The 15,139-nt window shown below is 64.3% G+C and carries 14 protein-coding genes; 3 read left to right on the top strand and 11 right to left on the bottom strand.

The window, feature by feature from the left end; genetic code table 11:
• Positions 1–6: 6 nt before the first annotated feature.
• Positions 7–567, top strand: a complete 561-nt coding sequence (locus R3E77_12935) for an SET domain-containing protein-lysine N-methyltransferase (GenBank protein ID MEZ5500321.1) — start codon at positions 7–9, stop codon at positions 565–567.
• 19 nt (positions 568–586) lie between these two features.
• Here R3E77_12935 and R3E77_12930 read toward each other — a convergent pair whose 3' ends face one another.
• Positions 587–3,589 carry a hypothetical protein gene (locus R3E77_12930; GenBank protein MEZ5500320.1) on the bottom strand — a complete coding sequence of 1,001 codons (3,003 nt, stop codon included), beginning with the start codon at positions 3,587–3,589 and terminating at the stop codon, positions 587–589.
• A 104-nt stretch (positions 3,590–3,693) separates the two neighbouring features.
• Between R3E77_12930 and R3E77_12925 the strand changes: the two genes are divergently transcribed.
• The gene (locus R3E77_12925; GenBank protein MEZ5500319.1) at positions 3,694–4,218 is read left to right on the top strand and encodes a dihydrofolate reductase; all 525 of its coding nucleotides are present in this window, start codon (positions 3,694–3,696) and stop codon (positions 4,216–4,218) included.
• On the opposite strand, the gene R3E77_12920 is transcribed toward R3E77_12925, so the two are convergent.
• From R3E77_12920 to R3E77_12910, 3 genes are read right to left on the bottom strand one after another with little or no spacing between them, the layout of a single operon-like run.
• Entirely contained in the window at positions 4,200–5,597 is a 1,398-nt protein-coding gene (locus R3E77_12920) for an NAD(P)/FAD-dependent oxidoreductase (GenBank protein ID MEZ5500318.1), read from the bottom strand. The two genes, R3E77_12925 and R3E77_12920, sit on opposite strands and share 19 nt — an antisense overlap.
• A complete protein-coding gene (gene kynU, locus R3E77_12915) occupies positions 5,594–6,877 on the bottom strand; it encodes a kynureninase (protein ID MEZ5500317.1) in 1,284 nt (427 codons plus the stop codon). The genes R3E77_12920 and kynU overlap by 4 nt, the downstream gene beginning before the upstream one ends.
• 24 nt (positions 6,878–6,901) lie before the next feature.
• A complete protein-coding gene (locus tag R3E77_12910; GenBank protein ID MEZ5500316.1) occupies positions 6,902–7,429 on the bottom strand; it encodes a 3-hydroxyanthranilate 3,4-dioxygenase in 528 nt (175 codons plus the stop codon).
• Positions 7,430–7,553: 124 nt separating this feature from the next.
• Here R3E77_12910 and R3E77_12905 point away from each other — a divergent pair, with 124 nt between their 5' ends.
• Positions 7,554–8,072, top strand: coding sequence for a hypothetical protein (locus R3E77_12905; GenBank protein ID MEZ5500315.1), 519 nt, complete (start codon positions 7,554–7,556; stop codon positions 8,070–8,072).
• Here the strand turns inward: R3E77_12905 and R3E77_12900 are convergent.
• Genes R3E77_12900 through R3E77_12870 form a run of 7 tightly spaced genes read right to left on the bottom strand, consistent with a single transcriptional unit; the run spans position 8,051 to position 15,121 of the window.
• Complete coding sequence (locus tag R3E77_12900; GenBank protein ID MEZ5500314.1) at positions 8,051–8,881, bottom strand: symmetrical bis(5'-nucleosyl)-tetraphosphatase; 831 nt, start codon at positions 8,879–8,881, stop codon at positions 8,051–8,053. The genes R3E77_12905 and R3E77_12900 overlap by 22 nt on opposite strands.
• Positions 8,882–8,893: 12 nt before the next feature.
• Entirely contained in the window at positions 8,894–9,271 is a 378-nt protein-coding gene (apaG, locus tag R3E77_12895) for a Co2+/Mg2+ efflux protein ApaG (GenBank protein MEZ5500313.1), read from the bottom strand.
• Between the two features lie 5 nt (positions 9,272–9,276).
• Positions 9,277–9,726 carry a universal stress protein gene (locus R3E77_12890; protein ID MEZ5500312.1) on the bottom strand — a complete coding sequence of 150 codons (450 nt, stop codon included), beginning with the start codon at positions 9,724–9,726 and terminating at the stop codon, positions 9,277–9,279.
• A 10-nt stretch (positions 9,727–9,736) separates the two neighbouring features.
• Positions 9,737–10,510: a 16S rRNA (adenine(1518)-N(6)/adenine(1519)-N(6))-dimethyltransferase RsmA gene (gene rsmA, locus R3E77_12885; protein MEZ5500311.1), complete on the bottom strand. Its 774-nt coding sequence runs from the start codon at positions 10,508–10,510 to the stop codon at positions 9,737–9,739.
• The gene (gene pdxA / locus R3E77_12880; protein MEZ5500310.1) at positions 10,510–11,472 is read right to left on the bottom strand and encodes a 4-hydroxythreonine-4-phosphate dehydrogenase PdxA; all 963 of its coding nucleotides are present in this window, start codon (positions 11,470–11,472) and stop codon (positions 10,510–10,512) included. Before pdxA ends, rsmA begins: the two co-directional genes overlap by 1 nt.
• 49 nt (positions 11,473–11,521) lie before the next feature.
• Positions 11,522–12,835: a peptidylprolyl isomerase gene (locus R3E77_12875; GenBank protein ID MEZ5500309.1), complete on the bottom strand. Its 1,314-nt coding sequence runs from the start codon at positions 12,833–12,835 to the stop codon at positions 11,522–11,524.
• Positions 12,836–12,862: 27 nt separating this feature from the next.
• Positions 12,863–15,121, bottom strand: a complete 2,259-nt coding sequence (locus tag R3E77_12870; protein ID MEZ5500308.1) for an LPS-assembly protein LptD — start codon at positions 15,119–15,121, stop codon at positions 12,863–12,865.
• Between the last annotated feature and the right edge of the window lie 18 nt (positions 15,122–15,139).

The raw sequence follows: 15,139 nt of genomic DNA, 5'->3' as shown, positions 1-15,139 counted from the left end.
TCGACGATGAAACAGCAACAGGATTCACCCTGGTTCAGGGTCAGACGTTCGAAGGTTCACGGCATGGGCGGCTTCGCCAGCAAGGCGATCCCCAAGGGTGTTCGGGTCATCGAGTACCTGGGCGATCGCGTTTCCCACAAGGAAGCCGATGACCGTTACGACGACAAGGACGAGAACGACAATCATACCTTTCTGTTCATCGTCGATAGCAGGATCGTGATCGATGCCGGCCACAATGGCAACGATGCCAGGTTCATCAATCACTCCTGCGACCCCAATTGCGAGTCGGTCATCGAAAACCGCCGCGTATTCATCGAATCGGTCCGGCCGATCGCCAAGGGCGAGGAACTCACCTACGACTACCAGATCGGTCGCGAGAAAAGCGATCCGCCGAATGTCGATGAGATTTATGCCTGCCGCTGCGGCTCGCCCAAATGCCGCGGCTCCATGCTCTGGCCACCCAGGCGGCGCAAGAAGGCAGCGCTGGCGAAGGCTGCACCGGCGAAGGCTGCTAAGCGCCGCCGCGGCACGGCCAAGGTGAAACGCAGGACGCGACGCGCGCGCTGATCGCGAGAGCGTTACGCGCTCAGTCGACGCGCACCCGGATTGCGATGCTGAACGATGGCTGGTTGGCGCCGCTGACTGCGGCCATCGTGCCGTTCAAAGTGACCTGAATGCCGGTCACCGCGCCGTCGAACCCGCCGCCATCCGGCGACGGCGTGTAGTTGAACGGCGCGCCGCCGCCTGGCTGGTTCGAGTAAGCGACCGCGCCGAGGCTGAGTCCACTCGCTGTCGCGCCATCGGTAAATTGCACGGCAGGTCCATTGACCGGCCCGACGTAAAGTGCCGTATTCTGCGGCACGACGTCGGTAATCGTGAGGCTGCCCGAGTCCACGTTGCCCGGGCCGCTGTTGGTCACCGTAATGGTGTAGCGGGTGACCCCGCCCGGTACGCGCAATGGATTGCTCGTGCCGTTGTAGGGGTCCGAAAACGCGCTCGAGGTCTTGGCGACCGCCAGCGTTGGCAGGAGTGGCGCAATGGTCACCGTGCCTACGCCGAGATCGGTCACCGTGCCTTCGCTGCCTTCGGTTGCCGTGACGTTGGCCGTCCAGACGCCGGGTGCGCCATTCAGCGGTACCGTATAGGCGAACTCGTAGGTCCGAAGGGCCGCGCCATTGTCGGCGACCTGCGCCATGGCGGCATTGTTGACTTGCGTGGCGCCATTGCCATCGACCAGGGTGAGGCGCGCGCCGGCGATGTCGAAGCTTCCGAAGGGATCGCTCACGACGGCGCGTATATGGATCGTCGCTCCAGGCAGGAAAGTCGATGCGACCGCGGTCGACGGGTAGGCGGCCGTGTGCATGGTCACGCTGTCGACATTGATGACGGTATTGCTGTTCAATTCGACACGCGAGACGTTGCCCGCACCGACGCCATTGGGGAAAACCAGTGTCTGGCGGCTGCCGCCCGGCGCATCATGGCTGATTGCGAGCGTGAACAGCGATCCGGCCGGAAAACTCTGCGCGGTTGGATTGGGCAGCGTGACATTCACCAGCACCGGATCGCCGCTGCTCGGAGATGCAAAACTCTGTGTCGTGCTGCCGATCGTGCCGGTGGCCGAGTTGGCGAGCGTTACGGTGATCGTGCGGCTGCTGCTCGAGCCGGCGCGGCGCAGCCACAATGGTACGGCGATATTGCCGGCCGGAAGGTCGACAGCGAGCTGCAGCGGCGGGGTGAGGGCCCAGGTCAACGTCTGGCCCGCATTGATGGTTGCGAAAGACTCGGCGGGTGAGGGAGGCAATCGAGAAAGGTCGAGTGCCGGCGTCGTGTGCAGGTACAAGGGCTTGGTGCCGCTGCCTGGTATTTGTGACGGCAGGACCGTCATCGTCGGCGCGGCGGGTGTCGCGCCCGGACCGTTTGGCTGGCTGATCACGGCGCTGTTGTCGATGGTCGTGCCTGGCGTCGCGCTGCTGCTGACCACGACATCGAAGACAACCGTCGCCGTGCCATTGGCCGGCACCGTAATGTTGGTCACGTTGACGACGCCTGTACCGTTCGCACCGCCGCCCGGCGTCGAGGTGTTGATCGCTCCCGGTGGCAGGCTGACGATACTGAACCCGGCAGTGTTCGCCGGCACATCGTCCTGCATGCTTGCGAGCGTGGCAATGACACCGCCGCTTTCGCGCAGGGTCACGGTATAGCGCAGGCTGTCGCCGGGCGCGACTTCTCCGCCATTGACGTCGACCACGGTCTTGGTCGAGGTCGACAGGTTCGGCGCGAGGACCACGACCGTGTCTGTTGCGCTGTCATTTGCCGGATTGATATCGAGGCTGGGGCTGCTGACAGTGGCCGTATTTGCGACGCTCGGCGCCGCGGCGGCACTCACGGCAACCGTCAAGTTGATGGGCGGCAGGCTCGCACCCGAATTGAGGAAGGGCGGGTGCGTGCAGGTCACGGTCTGCCCGGATGCGCCGCAGGCCCATCCCGTGCCGGTCGCGGCGACGAAGCCGAGACCTGCGGGTAGCGTATCGGTGACGGTGATGACGTTGTCGTCGCGCTCGACACCCGCAGCATTGCTCACGGTAATGGTGAACTGCCCGTTGCTGCCCACGGCGAAATTGCCGGTATGTGTCTTTGTGATGCCGAGATCGACCACCGGTTCGGTGGTTACACTGACGATCTGCGCGGTGAGCAGCACCAGGTCGCCGCCCGAGGAGTAGACCGTGGTCGCGCTGGTCTGCCCTGGCGATAGCAATGGCGTCACGTCGTAGATGTCGACATCGACGCCGTAGCTGTTCACATTGCCGATCGAATTGATGGTGCCATCGAACTGCTGCACGACGGGATCGCTGCCCGCCGGCACCAGTCCGTCATCGAGCAGGGTGCCGTTGAATGTCAGGCTCTCGGCGAAGCCATTGAGTGGCAGGGAGTTCTGCGGATCGCCTTCCCAGGTGATCACCGCCACGCGACCATCGATGTTCGATGGCGGCACGCGAAAACCATCGGGCGTGAGAGTCAGCGCGCTGCCGCGGAAGAACTGCAGTCCATCGAAGATATTGATTGCGCGCAGTCGCTCATTCGTTCCCTGGTAGACCACGACCAGGCCCCAGCCCGCGGCAACAGCTGACGAGGCGCAATGCGGCGCGCCGGTATTGACGGTGAGACCGCTGAAAGTGAAGTTGCCGTTGCCCGTGACTCTCGTCGTGACATCCGCGACGCCGCCGAAGTAGGGGTAGTTCGTGCCGCCAGTGTTGAATATCGCAGTGAAGGTGCGCTGTGCTGCGACAGCGGAGCCATTGAGCGTCACGTTGCTGTCGATGGTGGCGCCCGACCCGCCCCAGTACAGATACGCCGCGCGTATGCTGGTTCCTGCCGGGATACCCGTGAGTGCCGCGGTGTTGGTCGTGCCCACGGCACAGGAGTCGCCCGTGTTAGGCTGGGTGCGCAGTGACCCGCCCGTGGTCACGAAATTGATGTTGCCGGTGAAACGCTGCGCGCGGGTGATCGGCGTGCCCTGGGCCAGCGCGAGCGCTGGTGCGAACTGCAGAACCAGCAGAGTCAGCAATGCCAGCGGAGCGGATCTGATCAAGGGCTGCATCTGGGTTGATAGGCTTGTCGTTGCGGGAAATCCGCGCAAGATTAGGGGTTAGGCTGAGATTTCAGGTACCGAACCACTCACAGACTGGTCAGATTATGTCAACGGAACTGAGAAGCAGCTCACATTTGCAGGCGCCGGTCGTGATCGTCGTCGCCATGGCGACCAATGGTGTCATTGGTCGCGACGGCAGGCTGCCCTGGCATCTACCCGCCGACCTCGCGCATTTCAAGCGACAGACCCTGGGAGGGGTCATCGCAATGGGTCGCCGGACCTACGAATCGATCGGCCGACCCTTGCCCGGGCGACGCAGCCTTGTGCTGACGCGTGATGCGTCATGGCATGCGGATGGCGTCGAACGCGTTGCCGACCTTGACGATGCGCGATGCGTGCCGGCTCCCGGGCAGCCATTGTTCGTCATCGGCGGTGCACAGCTGTACGAAGCAGCATTGCCGGTGGCCACGCGCCTTTGCATCACCCGGGTGCGGGCGAACATCGAGGGTGATTGTTTTTTTCCGCCGCTCGACTTCGGCGCCTGGCGCGAGGACGAACGCAGCGAGCACGCGGCGGATGAGCGCAATGCCTACGCGATGTCCTTCGTCAACTACACGAGGTCGGGTTGACGGTGCTCCACGTCGATGCGTGGCAATCGCGAGCTGACGAGTTCGGCCGCGGCGGCTGAGTGCGCCAGCGCTTCGATCTGCGCTGTGTCGGTGAGCGGGACGGGAATCAATTGCGCCAGTATCTGCTGCTGGACCTCGCCACGTGCCCTGGCGTCGGCATAGCCGATCTCGGGATGGAACATGACCATGGAATATCGCGGCACGAAGCGCTCGGGATGTGCGCGCTCCAGTGCCAACGCCAGTTGTTTGCGCTGCAGGAACAGGGGCTCGCGCACGGTGGCGCGCATTTCGAGGAAGTTCTCCACCGCCATGCGCGAGATCGCATCGGTATGTGAACGGCGCTCGGCCGTGAACCGTGCAAAGACTTCGCTGCAGGATGCCTCGCCTGCGAATTGTTCCGCGAGTTGGTGACAGTCCTCGAACGCGGCATTCATCCCCTGGGCGTGAAAGGGCACCATCGCGTGCGCGGCATCGCCCAGCAGGAGCAGTTGGCCGCCGACATGCCAGTTCGAGCAGCGCACGGTACCCATGATGCCCTGAGGATTCCTGAAATAATCCGCCGCGAGATCAGGCAGCAGTGGCTGGGCATCCGGGAATTGCTCGCGAAACAGCGCGTCGAGATCGGCAGGGCTCCTGAGAGTTGCGAAACTGACCGGTCCGTCGCGCGGCAGGAACAGCGTCGCGGTGAAGCTGCCGTCGGTATTCGGCAGCGCGATCAGCATGAAATCGCCCCGCGGCCAGACGTGCAAGGCATCGCGGGCAAGTTCTGCGCCACATTCGGGCGGAATATTGAGCTCCTTGTAATCATGCTCCAGGAGCTCTTCGCTGGCTTCGATGAGCCCGCTTGCGACCAGGCTGTTGCGAATGGCCGAACCGGCACCGTCCGCGGCGATCGAGGGCGCAAGGTCGGTTTCGTAGAGGCGGCCGCTGATGCCGTCCTCGAAGTGCAGCACATTGTATTGCGGCCGGGCGCCGAGGCAACGTTGTGCGAAGCGGAATTCAACCGTCGGCTCGGTATCCGCGGCGGCGATCAACAGCAGGTTCAGTTCGCGCCGCGAAACCGAGTAGATGACTTCATGGGGACGCTGCCCGTAGGGCAGCAGGCGGGGCGCCGCCTTGCCCTCATGCACCATCCGTCCGCGCATGGGCACCAGCAGCGGCTGCACACTGCGCGTCAGTCCGGCAGCGCTGAGGGCGCGCAAACCGCGCGCGGCCAATGCCAGGTTGATCGAGCGTCCGCCCAGCAGGGGCTGCGTCCGCGGATCGGCGCCGCGGTCGAAGATGCGCACGCTGTGACCCTGTCGCGCCAACAGCAACGCAAGCAATGGTCCGCTGAGACCGGCGCCGATTACGTTGATGTGGCCGATCTGCCGGTTCATGCAAACGTGCGCAGGGCGAGCGACAGCCGATCGGCGAAGCGAAAGACGTCGACATAGGAGTTGTAGAGCGGGCACGGCGCGACGCGGATGATGTCCGGTTCGCGCCAGTCGCAGATGCACTCCTGTGCCAGCAACCAGTCGAAGACCTGACGGCCCCGCCCGAGGCGCCCCGGTATGCGTAGTGACAGCTGCGCACCGCGCTGATCGCTCGCGGCAGGTGTTATCACCTGCAATTGGCCAGCAGCGATGTTGTTCGTCAGGAACAAGAGATAGTCGGACAGGTAGGCCGATTTTTCGCGCAATCGCCCAATGCCCGCGGCGCGGAAGATCTGCAAAGAGGCGAGCAGTGGCGCTGTCGAGAAAACCGGCGGGTTGCTGAGTGCCCAGGCGTCCGCGCCACGCGCCGCCTGGAATTTCTCACCCATGCGAAACCGCGTGGCCGCGTCGTGCCCCCACCAACCCTCGCAGCGCCTGAGGTCGGTGCGCGCATGGTGTCGCTCGTTGACGTAGGCGCCGGCGACGGCGCCCGGGCCGCCATTGAGATATTTGTAGCTGCACCAGACGGCGAAGTCGGCGCGCCAATCGCTCAATTGCAGCGGCAGATTGCCGATCGCGTGCGCGAGGTCGAAGCCGGCGACCGCGCCGGCGCGATGCGCAGCCGCAGTGATTCGAGCGAGGTCGAACGATTGTCCGGTCCGGTATTGCACACCGGGCCACAGCACCAGCGCGAGTTCATTGCCGAGGGCGTCGATGGTGCGCTCGATGTCGTCCTCGCGCAGGCAATCCTCTCCCGGACGGGGCTGCAGTTCGACGAGATCCGTTTGTACCTCGAGCCCGTGCAGGCGCATCTGCGAGGTGACCGCATGACGATCGGAGGGGAAGGCCCCGTGCTCGATCAGGATTTTGCGCCGGTTGCCGCTTGGACGCAGGAAGCTCGTCAGCAACAGATGCAGATTGACAGTCAGGCCGTTCATGGCGACGACCTCGCTCGGCGCTGCGCCACAGAGGCTCGCGAGATCGTCCTTCAGCTCGTCGGCATAGCCGATCCAGGGCCGCGTCGCCTCGTGGTGGCCTAGCACCGCAAGCCGCGCCCAATCGGCCAGTTCCTCGCTGACGATATCGAGTGCGGCGCGCGGTGCGAGTCCCAACGAGTGGCCGCACAGATAGGTCACCTCATGGCCGCGCGGGTCGCGCGGCATGATGAACTGCGCACGAAAACCGCGCAGCTGGTCGGCGTCGTCACAGGACTGCGCGAACTCGATTGTCGGGGCGAAACTCATGGACGTGCGCGTACCCGGCTGCGGTCAGTCTGGCCTCTCCATGGAGTGGCCACAATGCCTGCAGCGCCGTAGCGCCGGGTCGGCATAGAAGCGGGCGAAAACCGGAGCGAGCTGGGTCTCGATGTCGGTGAGCTGCAGAAATTCCTCGTGCAGCAGGTGATTGCACCGCTCGCAATACCATTGGAACCCATCGAGTTCGCCTTTGCGGCGCTGCCGCTCTATGACCAGGCCGACGGTGTCGGCGGGACGCTGTGGGGAGTGTGCAATGCCTCCCGGCAACAGCAGCAACTCGCCGGCTCGCAGCGCAATGTCGCGCATTTTGCCGTTCTCGACCACGCGCAGCGTCATCTGCCCCTCGATCTGCATGAAGAACTCATCGCCCGGGTCGACGTGGAAGTCCTTGCGGCTATTGGGCCCGCCGACCACCATGATGATGAATTCACCCTGCTTGAACAGCTCGCGATTGCCGACCGGCGGCTTCAGGAGCGCGCGATTCCTGTCGATCCAGCGTGCCAGATCGAGCGGAACGAGTACTGGATCATGATCCTGCATGCGCGCCTATGGTAACCATAACCGGCCGGCTATGGTGCAATTACCCCGCGACGTGTGCGGATGGCGACAGCTGGTATTGGCGCGTTGCGCCGGGCATAGTGTGCGCTTGGCAGGAGGACTCGAATTGATCACGGCAGCTCGGACCCAGGTCCTTTTGGTGATGATGATCACGCTCACAGCCGTGTCGGGCTGTTCGCACCTGCCGCGAGTCAAATGGCCATTCGCGCGCAAGGCAACCGTCATCGACCTCAGCGAAGACGCTTTCGCTTTCACTGATTTCGCGAGTGGCGCGTCGCGCAACTACCCGCAGTACTGGAGTGGCAATACGCTAGTGATCGACCTGAGCGCAATTTCGGGCAGCGGCGCGGTGCGCGTGCAACCGAAAGATCCGGACAGGACCTGGCCCATGCGGCTGGCGCTGAAGCTCGTGCCCGGCACCGTGCAGGCAGTGGAAGTTGTCGGATCGGCGCGGGTCATCGTGCCGGTCGTGGCAGGAGCCGCTCGTGAACTTGCGCTATCGCCCGACGTGTACCGCGCGCGCACGCCGGAACTCATCATACGCTGGGGTGCCGCGGTGGGCCTCGCTGCCCCTGACCCTGCCGTCGGCGCAGCCGTTGCGCCTCAGTCTGCACCCGGCAGCTGACTGGCACTGCAGCGTACGCGCCAGCTGCTGCCGAGTTCATCGAGATCGACTGCGCTCAACGCACCTCCCCATACGCAACCGCTGTCGAGACCAACCACGCCATCATTGCGATACAGACCGAGCGTCGACCAGTGCCCGAACACCACCGTGACGTTACGGGTGCGGCGCCTCGGGAGCCGAAACCAGGGCACGAGTCCCGGCGGTGCCGCGGCCGGCGACATTTTCTCGCGCAATCGCAAGCGGCCGTCCGGCGTGCAATACCGAATGCGCGTCAAGGCATTGATGACGAATCGCCGCCGGCGCACGCCGGTCAGTTCGCTTCGCCACAGATCAGGTTGATCGCCATACATTGACTTCAGGAAGGCGGCGGGCGAGGCCCGCAATGCTTGCATGCATTCCCGCGCGAGTCTGTCAGTCTCGGCCGCACTCCACTGCGGCGCAACGCCCGCATGCACGCACAACAGGTCCTTGTTCCTGTCACGCCATGCCAGGCGCTGTTGCAACAGCCATTGCAAAAGCGCATCTCGGTCGGGCGCCTCAAGGACAGGGCTCAGGGTGTCGCGGCGCCGTTGCCGCTCACCGGCGAGCGCGACGGCCAGCAGGTGCAGGTCATGGTTGCCGAGCAGGACGATGGCGTTCTCGCCGAGCGCGTGCACAAAGCGCAGGCACTCGAGCGATTCACGACCCCGATTGACCAGATCCCCGACAAACAGCAATTGATCCCGATCGGCTTTGAAGCGGATTTTCTGAAGTAGCGCGCGCAGCGCGCCGAGGCATCCCTGCAGATCGCCGATGGCATAGCGCGCCATGCCCGGCGGATGTCAGTGCAGCACGCCGGGAATCGCCAGGCGGAAGGGCGGGATCGGCGCATCGAATCTCGCGCCGTCATCGCTTTGCATCTGATAGGAGCCCTGCATGGCGCCGACCGGGGTTTCGATGACCGCGCCGCTCGAGTAGCGAAAGCCCTGGCCGGGTTGCAGATGCGGCTGTTCGCCCACGACGCCGTCGCCGCGCACTTCCTGGACTTTGCCGTTCGCGTCGGTGATGACCCAATGGCGGGTGAGCAACTTGGCGGCCCGCTCCCCTTCGTTGCGTATGGTGATCGTGTAGGCGAATACGTAGCGATGGTCGCCGGGACTCGACTGCTCGGCGAGATACTCGGTCGCGACTTCGATGCCGATGCGGTGCGTGGTTGTCACGGTTGTCATGATTGTGCTTTCGAATTGCCGACTCGCACTGCCAGCACGTCGCAGGGTGACTGGTGCAGCACGGTATCTTCCGTGAGGTTGATCATGATCGACAACCCGTGGCGCTCACGGCTGCCGAGTACGATCAGATCGACTTTACGTTCCTGCGCGACCCGCAATATCTCCGCCTTGACATTGCCGGCTTCGACGTGCAGTTCCTCGACCTGCAGATTGAGATCGGTTACAAGCTGGTCCAGCCGCTGCTGGGCGCGCTCGAGCAGCTCCTCTTCGATCTGGACAGCGGGCATGAGTGTCTCGCCCATGGGTTCGACCGGCACGAATTCGACCACGTGGATGATGTCGAGGCGCGCGCCAAAACTGGTCGCCAGCTGCTGGGCGCGCAGGGCGACCTGGCGGCTGTGCTGCGACAGGTCGACGGCGAGGAGCAGGTGACGATATGGGCTCACAGCGGGAACGCTAGCTCGCTTGCAGGCATTGCGCAAGGGTAGCAAACTGTTGCGGCGCGAGCGATTCCGCCCGGGCCCCGGGATCGATCCCGCAGGCCGAAATCTGCGCTGCATCGAGGAGTTCCCGCAGGCTGTTGCGCAAGGTCTTGCGACGCATGGCAAATGCGGCAGTGACCAGCCTTGCATAACGCTGGTCGACCGCGAACCGTGGCTTCTCCAGCACATCGATCCGCACGACCGACGACCAGACCTTCGGCGCTGGCGTGAAAGCACCCGGGCCTATGTCGAACAGCCGGTGGATGTTCGCATAGGGCGCAAGCATGACGGTCAGGCGGCCGTAACGGCGATTACCCGGTGGCGCCGTCATTCGTTCGATCACTTCGCGCTGCAGCATGAAATGCATGTCGACGATGGCTTCGCGCTCGCCGAGCAGATGAAACAGCAGCGGCGTCGATATGTTATACGGCAGGTTGCCGACCACCCGCAGCCGCGACCTGCCTGCGGCCGGGATGCTTTTCAGATCGAACTGCAGCGCGTCGCCCTGGTGGATATGCACATGTCCGGCTCCCTCGAACCGGCTGCACAGGAGCCCGGCCAGGTCGCGATCAATTTCGATGGCATCAATGCTCGCGCAGGACTGCGCCAGGCTTTCGGTCAGCGCGCCGTGCCCCGGACCGATTTCCACGAAGTGCTGGCCAGGCATCGGCGCAATGGCGGCGATGATGCGGCCGATCACATTGCGATCGTGCAGAAAATGCTGACCGAATCGCTTGCGCGCGTGCATCACGCCGTCTGGCGTGCCATGTCGAGCGCAGTCTCGATCGCCGCGAGCAGGCTTCCCGACGATGCGCGGCCGGTTGCCGCGAGCGACAGCGCAGTGCCGTGATCGACCGACGTGCGAATGATCGGCAAACCGAGCGTCACGTTGACCGCGGCGCCAAATGCTCCGGCCTTGAGAACCGGCAAGCCCTGGTCATGGTACATCGCGAGAATTGCATCGAAGTCCCTGCGCTGGTCCGGCACGAATATCGTATCTGCCGGGAAGGGTCCCGCGACGTCGATGCCGCGCGAAGCAGCGGCATGCACGGCAGGAGCGATGACCGCGGTCTCTTCGTCACCGAGTTGGCCGCTCTCCCCGGCATGCGGGTTGAGGCCGCAGACCGCCAGGCGCGGACGTGCAATTGCGAAGTGGCGCCTGAGCCCATCGTCCAGCACAGCGAGGATGCGTTCGAGCGTCGCGGCGCAGATGGCAGACGCCACCTCGCGCAGTGGCAGGTGGGTCGTCGCAAGCGCGACGCGCAGACCGCCGCCGACCAGCAGCATCACCGGTTGCGAGGCGCCGCACAATTGGGCGATGAATTCCGTATGACCGTGAAAGACGCGCGCGGGCGTCGAGAGAGCCGCCTTGTTGACCGGCGCGGTGACCAGCGCGTCGAATGCAAGGTCGCGCACCGCAACGACGGCCTGCTGCAAAGTCGCAAGCAGCTGCGGTGCATTGCGTGGCTCGATGATCCCGGCACGGGTCGGATGCGGGTAGGGCAGATCCAGCACCTGCAGCACACCGGCCTGGTGACGTCGGCGCAGTTTGGGATCAAAGCGCTCGATCCTGACTCCATGGCCCAGTGCCCGGGCACGCGCCTCGAGGACGTCAGCGCTTGCGAAACAGACCAATTCGCAGTCGAGTTCGCGCCGGGCGACGTCGAGGCAGATATCGGGCCCGATGCCGGCTGGTTCGCCGGCGGTCAACGCGATGCGTTTGTGGACGGCACTCAGTGGCGGCCTCGTGCGCGCAAGGTCAGAGTCGCAGGTCCACGTAGGCTTCATCGCGCAGGCGGCGCAGCCACAATTCGGTTTCGTCGTCGGCCTTGCTCATGACCAGCTCCTGCATTGCCTGGCGCCGCTTGATTTCATCGCTGTTGTCGATACTGCGCTTGCCGAGCAGTTGCACGATGTGCCAGCCGAACTGGGTGCGAAAAGGCTCGCTGATTTCATTCTCGCCGAGCTTCGCGAGCTGTGCTTCGAATTCGGGAACGAAGGTGCCGCCCGGGTTCCAGCCAAGATCGCCACCGTTGGCGGCGGAGCCGACATCCTCGCTGACGGTCTTGGCAATGCCTGCGAAGTCCTCGCCGTTCACAATGCGCGCGCGGATATCGCGCAGGCGCTGCGCCACCGTCGCGTCGTCCTGCAATTCGTTCGGTTTGAGAAGAATATGGCGCGTATGCGACTGCTGCTCGACCGCGCTGCCCGCACCGACGCCGCGCCGTTCATTGAGACGCACGAGGTGGAAGCCCGATGGCGTGCGCAGCAGCTCGCTGACCTGGCCAGGCTCGAGCTTGACGATGACGTCCTCGAGAAAGGTCGGCAATTCCGTGCCCTTGCGCCAGCCAAGTTCGCCACCCTCGAGTGCTGTCTGGCTGTTGGAATAGCTGATAGCGAGTTTGGCGAAGTCTTCGCCTGCGGCGGCGCGACGATGCACGTCCTCGGCCCGGGCCGTTACGCGCGCAATGTCTTCGGGGGCCGCTGCCTCGGGAACGGCGATGAGGATGTGCGACACATTGTACTCGGCGCTCTGTGAAGGTTGCGCCGCGCGCTTTTCCATGTAGCGGTCGAGTTCGCGCGGGCTGATGTTGATGCGCGCCAGGACGTCGCGCTGTCGCAGCAGGTTGAGCGTCATTTCCGTGCGAATGCCGCTGCGGTAACTCGCGTAGTCAACGCCTTGAGCAGCCATCGCCGCCGGCAGCTGCGCCAGCGTGAGGCCGTTGCGCTCGCCAATTTCCCGCAATGCGTTGTTCACGGCCTCGTCGGGCACGTTGACACCCAGGCGCTTGGCGCGCTGCATCTGAATCTCCTGCAGCACCAGTCGCTCGAGCACCTGCTCGCGCAGTACGTTCTCGGGCGGCAGCTCCTGTTGCTGGCTCTGCAGGCGCTGGCTGATCAGCGTCAATTGCGCGTCGAGCTCGCTCTCGAGCACGATGCCGTCGTTGACCACGGCGACCACCCTGTCGAGCAGCGTACCGGGGCCACCGAGCTCGCTGGCCTGCGCGCCCTCGGGCAGTGCCAGCACCAGCATCATGAGCGCCAGGAACGGATTATTATCCAATAATTTCATATAGTTACAATCAGGCTGGTTGGGCCGCTAGCGCGACTGCCGGGGCGGCGAGTATCCACGAATTGATCGCTCGAGAAAAGCGTCTGCTGGCACTCCGACACTGGCGAGGCCGGTGAGTTCCAGTTGCAGATAGATGCCGGTGTCCTGCTCGCCGGTGCGGCTCGATACGAACCGTCGTGCCACGAGGCGCAGTCCCCAACAGCAGGCGCGATACTCGAGACCGGCGAATTTCTCGATTGCCTGGTCTGCATCGAGGTCACGCACGATGCGGGCAAATGCCTGCAGGTTCCGGGCCACGGGCCATGCTGCGGAAAACTCTGCCTGGCGGAGCCGATCGCGCTGCATACGATAGCCGAGATTGACCACGCGATTCGCCGCGCTCTGGTAGCGCAGCTGTGCCTGGGCGCGCTCGCTCGAACCGAGGTCGGTGTTCCATTGCGTGGCGAGGTCGACATACCAATTGGACAGGGCGTTGACCGACAGCTGAGCGATCAAGTCACTGCTGCGACGTTCGGCTGTCACTTCGTCGGGCAAACGCACCCGCGGCGATGAAAAATAGTAGATCTGGCCAATGGAGGCGGCGACTTTCTGGCGACCGGTCTTCAGGTCGTTGTAGCGCGCCGTCACGCCAAGGCTCAGTTGATTGGCATCGCTGACGCGGTCCGGCCCGACATAGCGATTATCGCGAAACAATTGCACGAGATCGCCATCCGGCAAGGCGGTGTCGAATACCGGCAGGTCATCCTGTGCGCGAAACGGCGTGTACAGGTACAAGGCGCGCGGCTCCAGCGTGACGTAGCTCGAGCTGTTGCGCCGCTCGAGGATCAAGCCGCCATCGAGGCTCGCGAAAGGCAACCTGCGGGACGGGCTCCGCGCCTCGCCGGGGGCTGTGCCGTCCAGTTGGTAATTTGTCACGCGAAACCCGGCAGTGGGGCGAAGGAAATAGCCGCTTCCGGCCCAGTCGAGTGAAAGTCTCGGCGCCAGATCCATGCGCCAGCCGGTCACGCCCGCGTCGCGGTCGAAATTCACGAGCTCGGCATCCATGCCGACACCCAGGCGGTGGCCCGGCCCGACCCAGTACTGCCCGGCTGCGGCAAGACGCGGCAGCGACGCATAGGGCTGTTCGAGCGGCGTCAGGCTCCTGTCCAGTGTCTGAAAGTGCTGGATCTCGGCACCCAGGCGCCAGTTGTTGTCGCGATAGCGCAGGGCGAGATTGCGGGGGACGAAAGGCTGGCTCGTCCCTTCCGGGCCCTGGCCAAAATCCTCGAAATATTCGCGATCGCTGACATTGGCCGCATCGATCAACATGCGCCAGTCACCGGGCAGCCGGGTCTCCTGGCGCAGTTGCACGAAACTGCGGTCACGATTGCTGCTGCGCAACGGGTTGCTGGCAAGATCGGCGGCTACGGCCCGGTCGCCGGGCAGGAAGCGCGCGGTCAACGACGCGAGGCTGTGTTCATCGAGATAACGCAGCTCACCGCCCAGCTCGACGCCGCGCTTGCTGTACAACCGCGGCTCGAAGGTCGCATCGATGTTGGGCGCGATGTTGACGTAATAGGGTGTCTGCAGTTCGAAGCCGCTGCGCGAGGAATTGCCGACATTGGGAAACAGGAAACCGCTCTTTCGCTGCGTGCCGATCGGGAAGGAGATCCATGGCGTGTAGAGTATCGGTACGCCCTTGAATCTCACCCGGGCGCCGCGGCCGACGCCGTTGCGCCGGCGCGGATCGAGGGTGATGCTGTCGGCCTCGAGCGCCCAGGCCTCGTCATCGCGCGGACAACTCGTGAAACTGACGCCGCGCAATGCGATGAGCCCGTCGAGGCCGAGCGCGGCATTGTCGGCGCGTCCCCTGGCGCCGCGCTGCTTCAGTTCGAATTCCGCGCCCTGAAAATCCGCACCGCCTGTCGTGGCGTAGTTGCCATTGCGGCCCCGCAGCCGCAGCAACGGGTCCTCGTACTCGATATTGCCTCTCAGGGTCAGCGCCCGTTCCTCTTGCGAGTATTCCATTTCATCGGCGTGTATCTCGCGATCGCCCTGGCGCACGGTGACCCGGCCGCTGACCGTGGCGTTGCCATTCAATCCGAGGACCGAGCGGTCGCTTTCGATCTCGATGGGCGCATTGGCATCGACTGCGCGCGTCGCAGCGGGCGTCGCGGGCGTCTGATCGGCCGGCGGTTGTTCGCAATCGGCGTCGGCGGCGCCGACGACGGCGGGCAGCCCCATGCTGAGCAGCACGACGGCCGCCGGCGCGCTAAAGGAACTGCGATGTACTCGCCGGTTGGGCATGGCGCACACATTATAATG

Source organism: Steroidobacteraceae bacterium (assembly GCA_041395505.1).
GTDB lineage: Bacteria > Pseudomonadota > Gammaproteobacteria > Steroidobacterales > Steroidobacteraceae > JAWLAG01.
Note: the sequence above shows the minus strand (reverse complement) of the source record. Positions and strands in the feature narration are given on the sequence as shown.

What these genes read in the sequence shown, in the direction of transcription:
- R3E77_12935 (MEZ5500321.1), top strand. Translation starts at nt 7, where the DNA reads ATGAAACAGCAACAGGATTCACCCTGGTTCAGGGTCAGACGTTCGAAG.
- R3E77_12900 (MEZ5500314.1), bottom strand. Translation starts at nt 8,881, where the DNA reads ATGGCGCGCTATGCCATCGGCGATCTGCAGGGATGCCTCGGCGCGCTG.
- R3E77_12875 (MEZ5500309.1), bottom strand. Translation starts at nt 12,835, where the DNA reads ATGAAATTATTGGATAATAATCCGTTCCTGGCGCTCATGATGCTGGTG.
- R3E77_12920 (MEZ5500318.1), bottom strand. Translation starts at nt 5,597, where the DNA reads ATGAACCGGCAGATCGGCCACATCAACGTAATCGGCGCCGGTCTCAGC.
- R3E77_12870 (MEZ5500308.1), bottom strand. Translation starts at nt 15,121, where the DNA reads ATGCCCAACCGGCGAGTACATCGCAGTTCCTTTAGCGCGCCGGCGGCC.
- rsmA (MEZ5500311.1), bottom strand. Translation starts at nt 10,510, where the DNA reads ATGCACGCGCGCAAGCGATTCGGTCAGCATTTTCTGCACGATCGCAAT.
- R3E77_12925 (MEZ5500319.1), top strand. Translation starts at nt 3,694, where the DNA reads ATGTCAACGGAACTGAGAAGCAGCTCACATTTGCAGGCGCCGGTCGTG.
- R3E77_12910 (MEZ5500316.1), bottom strand. Translation starts at nt 7,429, where the DNA reads ATGCAGGATCATGATCCAGTACTCGTTCCGCTCGATCTGGCACGCTGG.
- kynU (MEZ5500317.1), bottom strand. Translation starts at nt 6,877, where the DNA reads ATGAGTTTCGCCCCGACAATCGAGTTCGCGCAGTCCTGTGACGACGCC.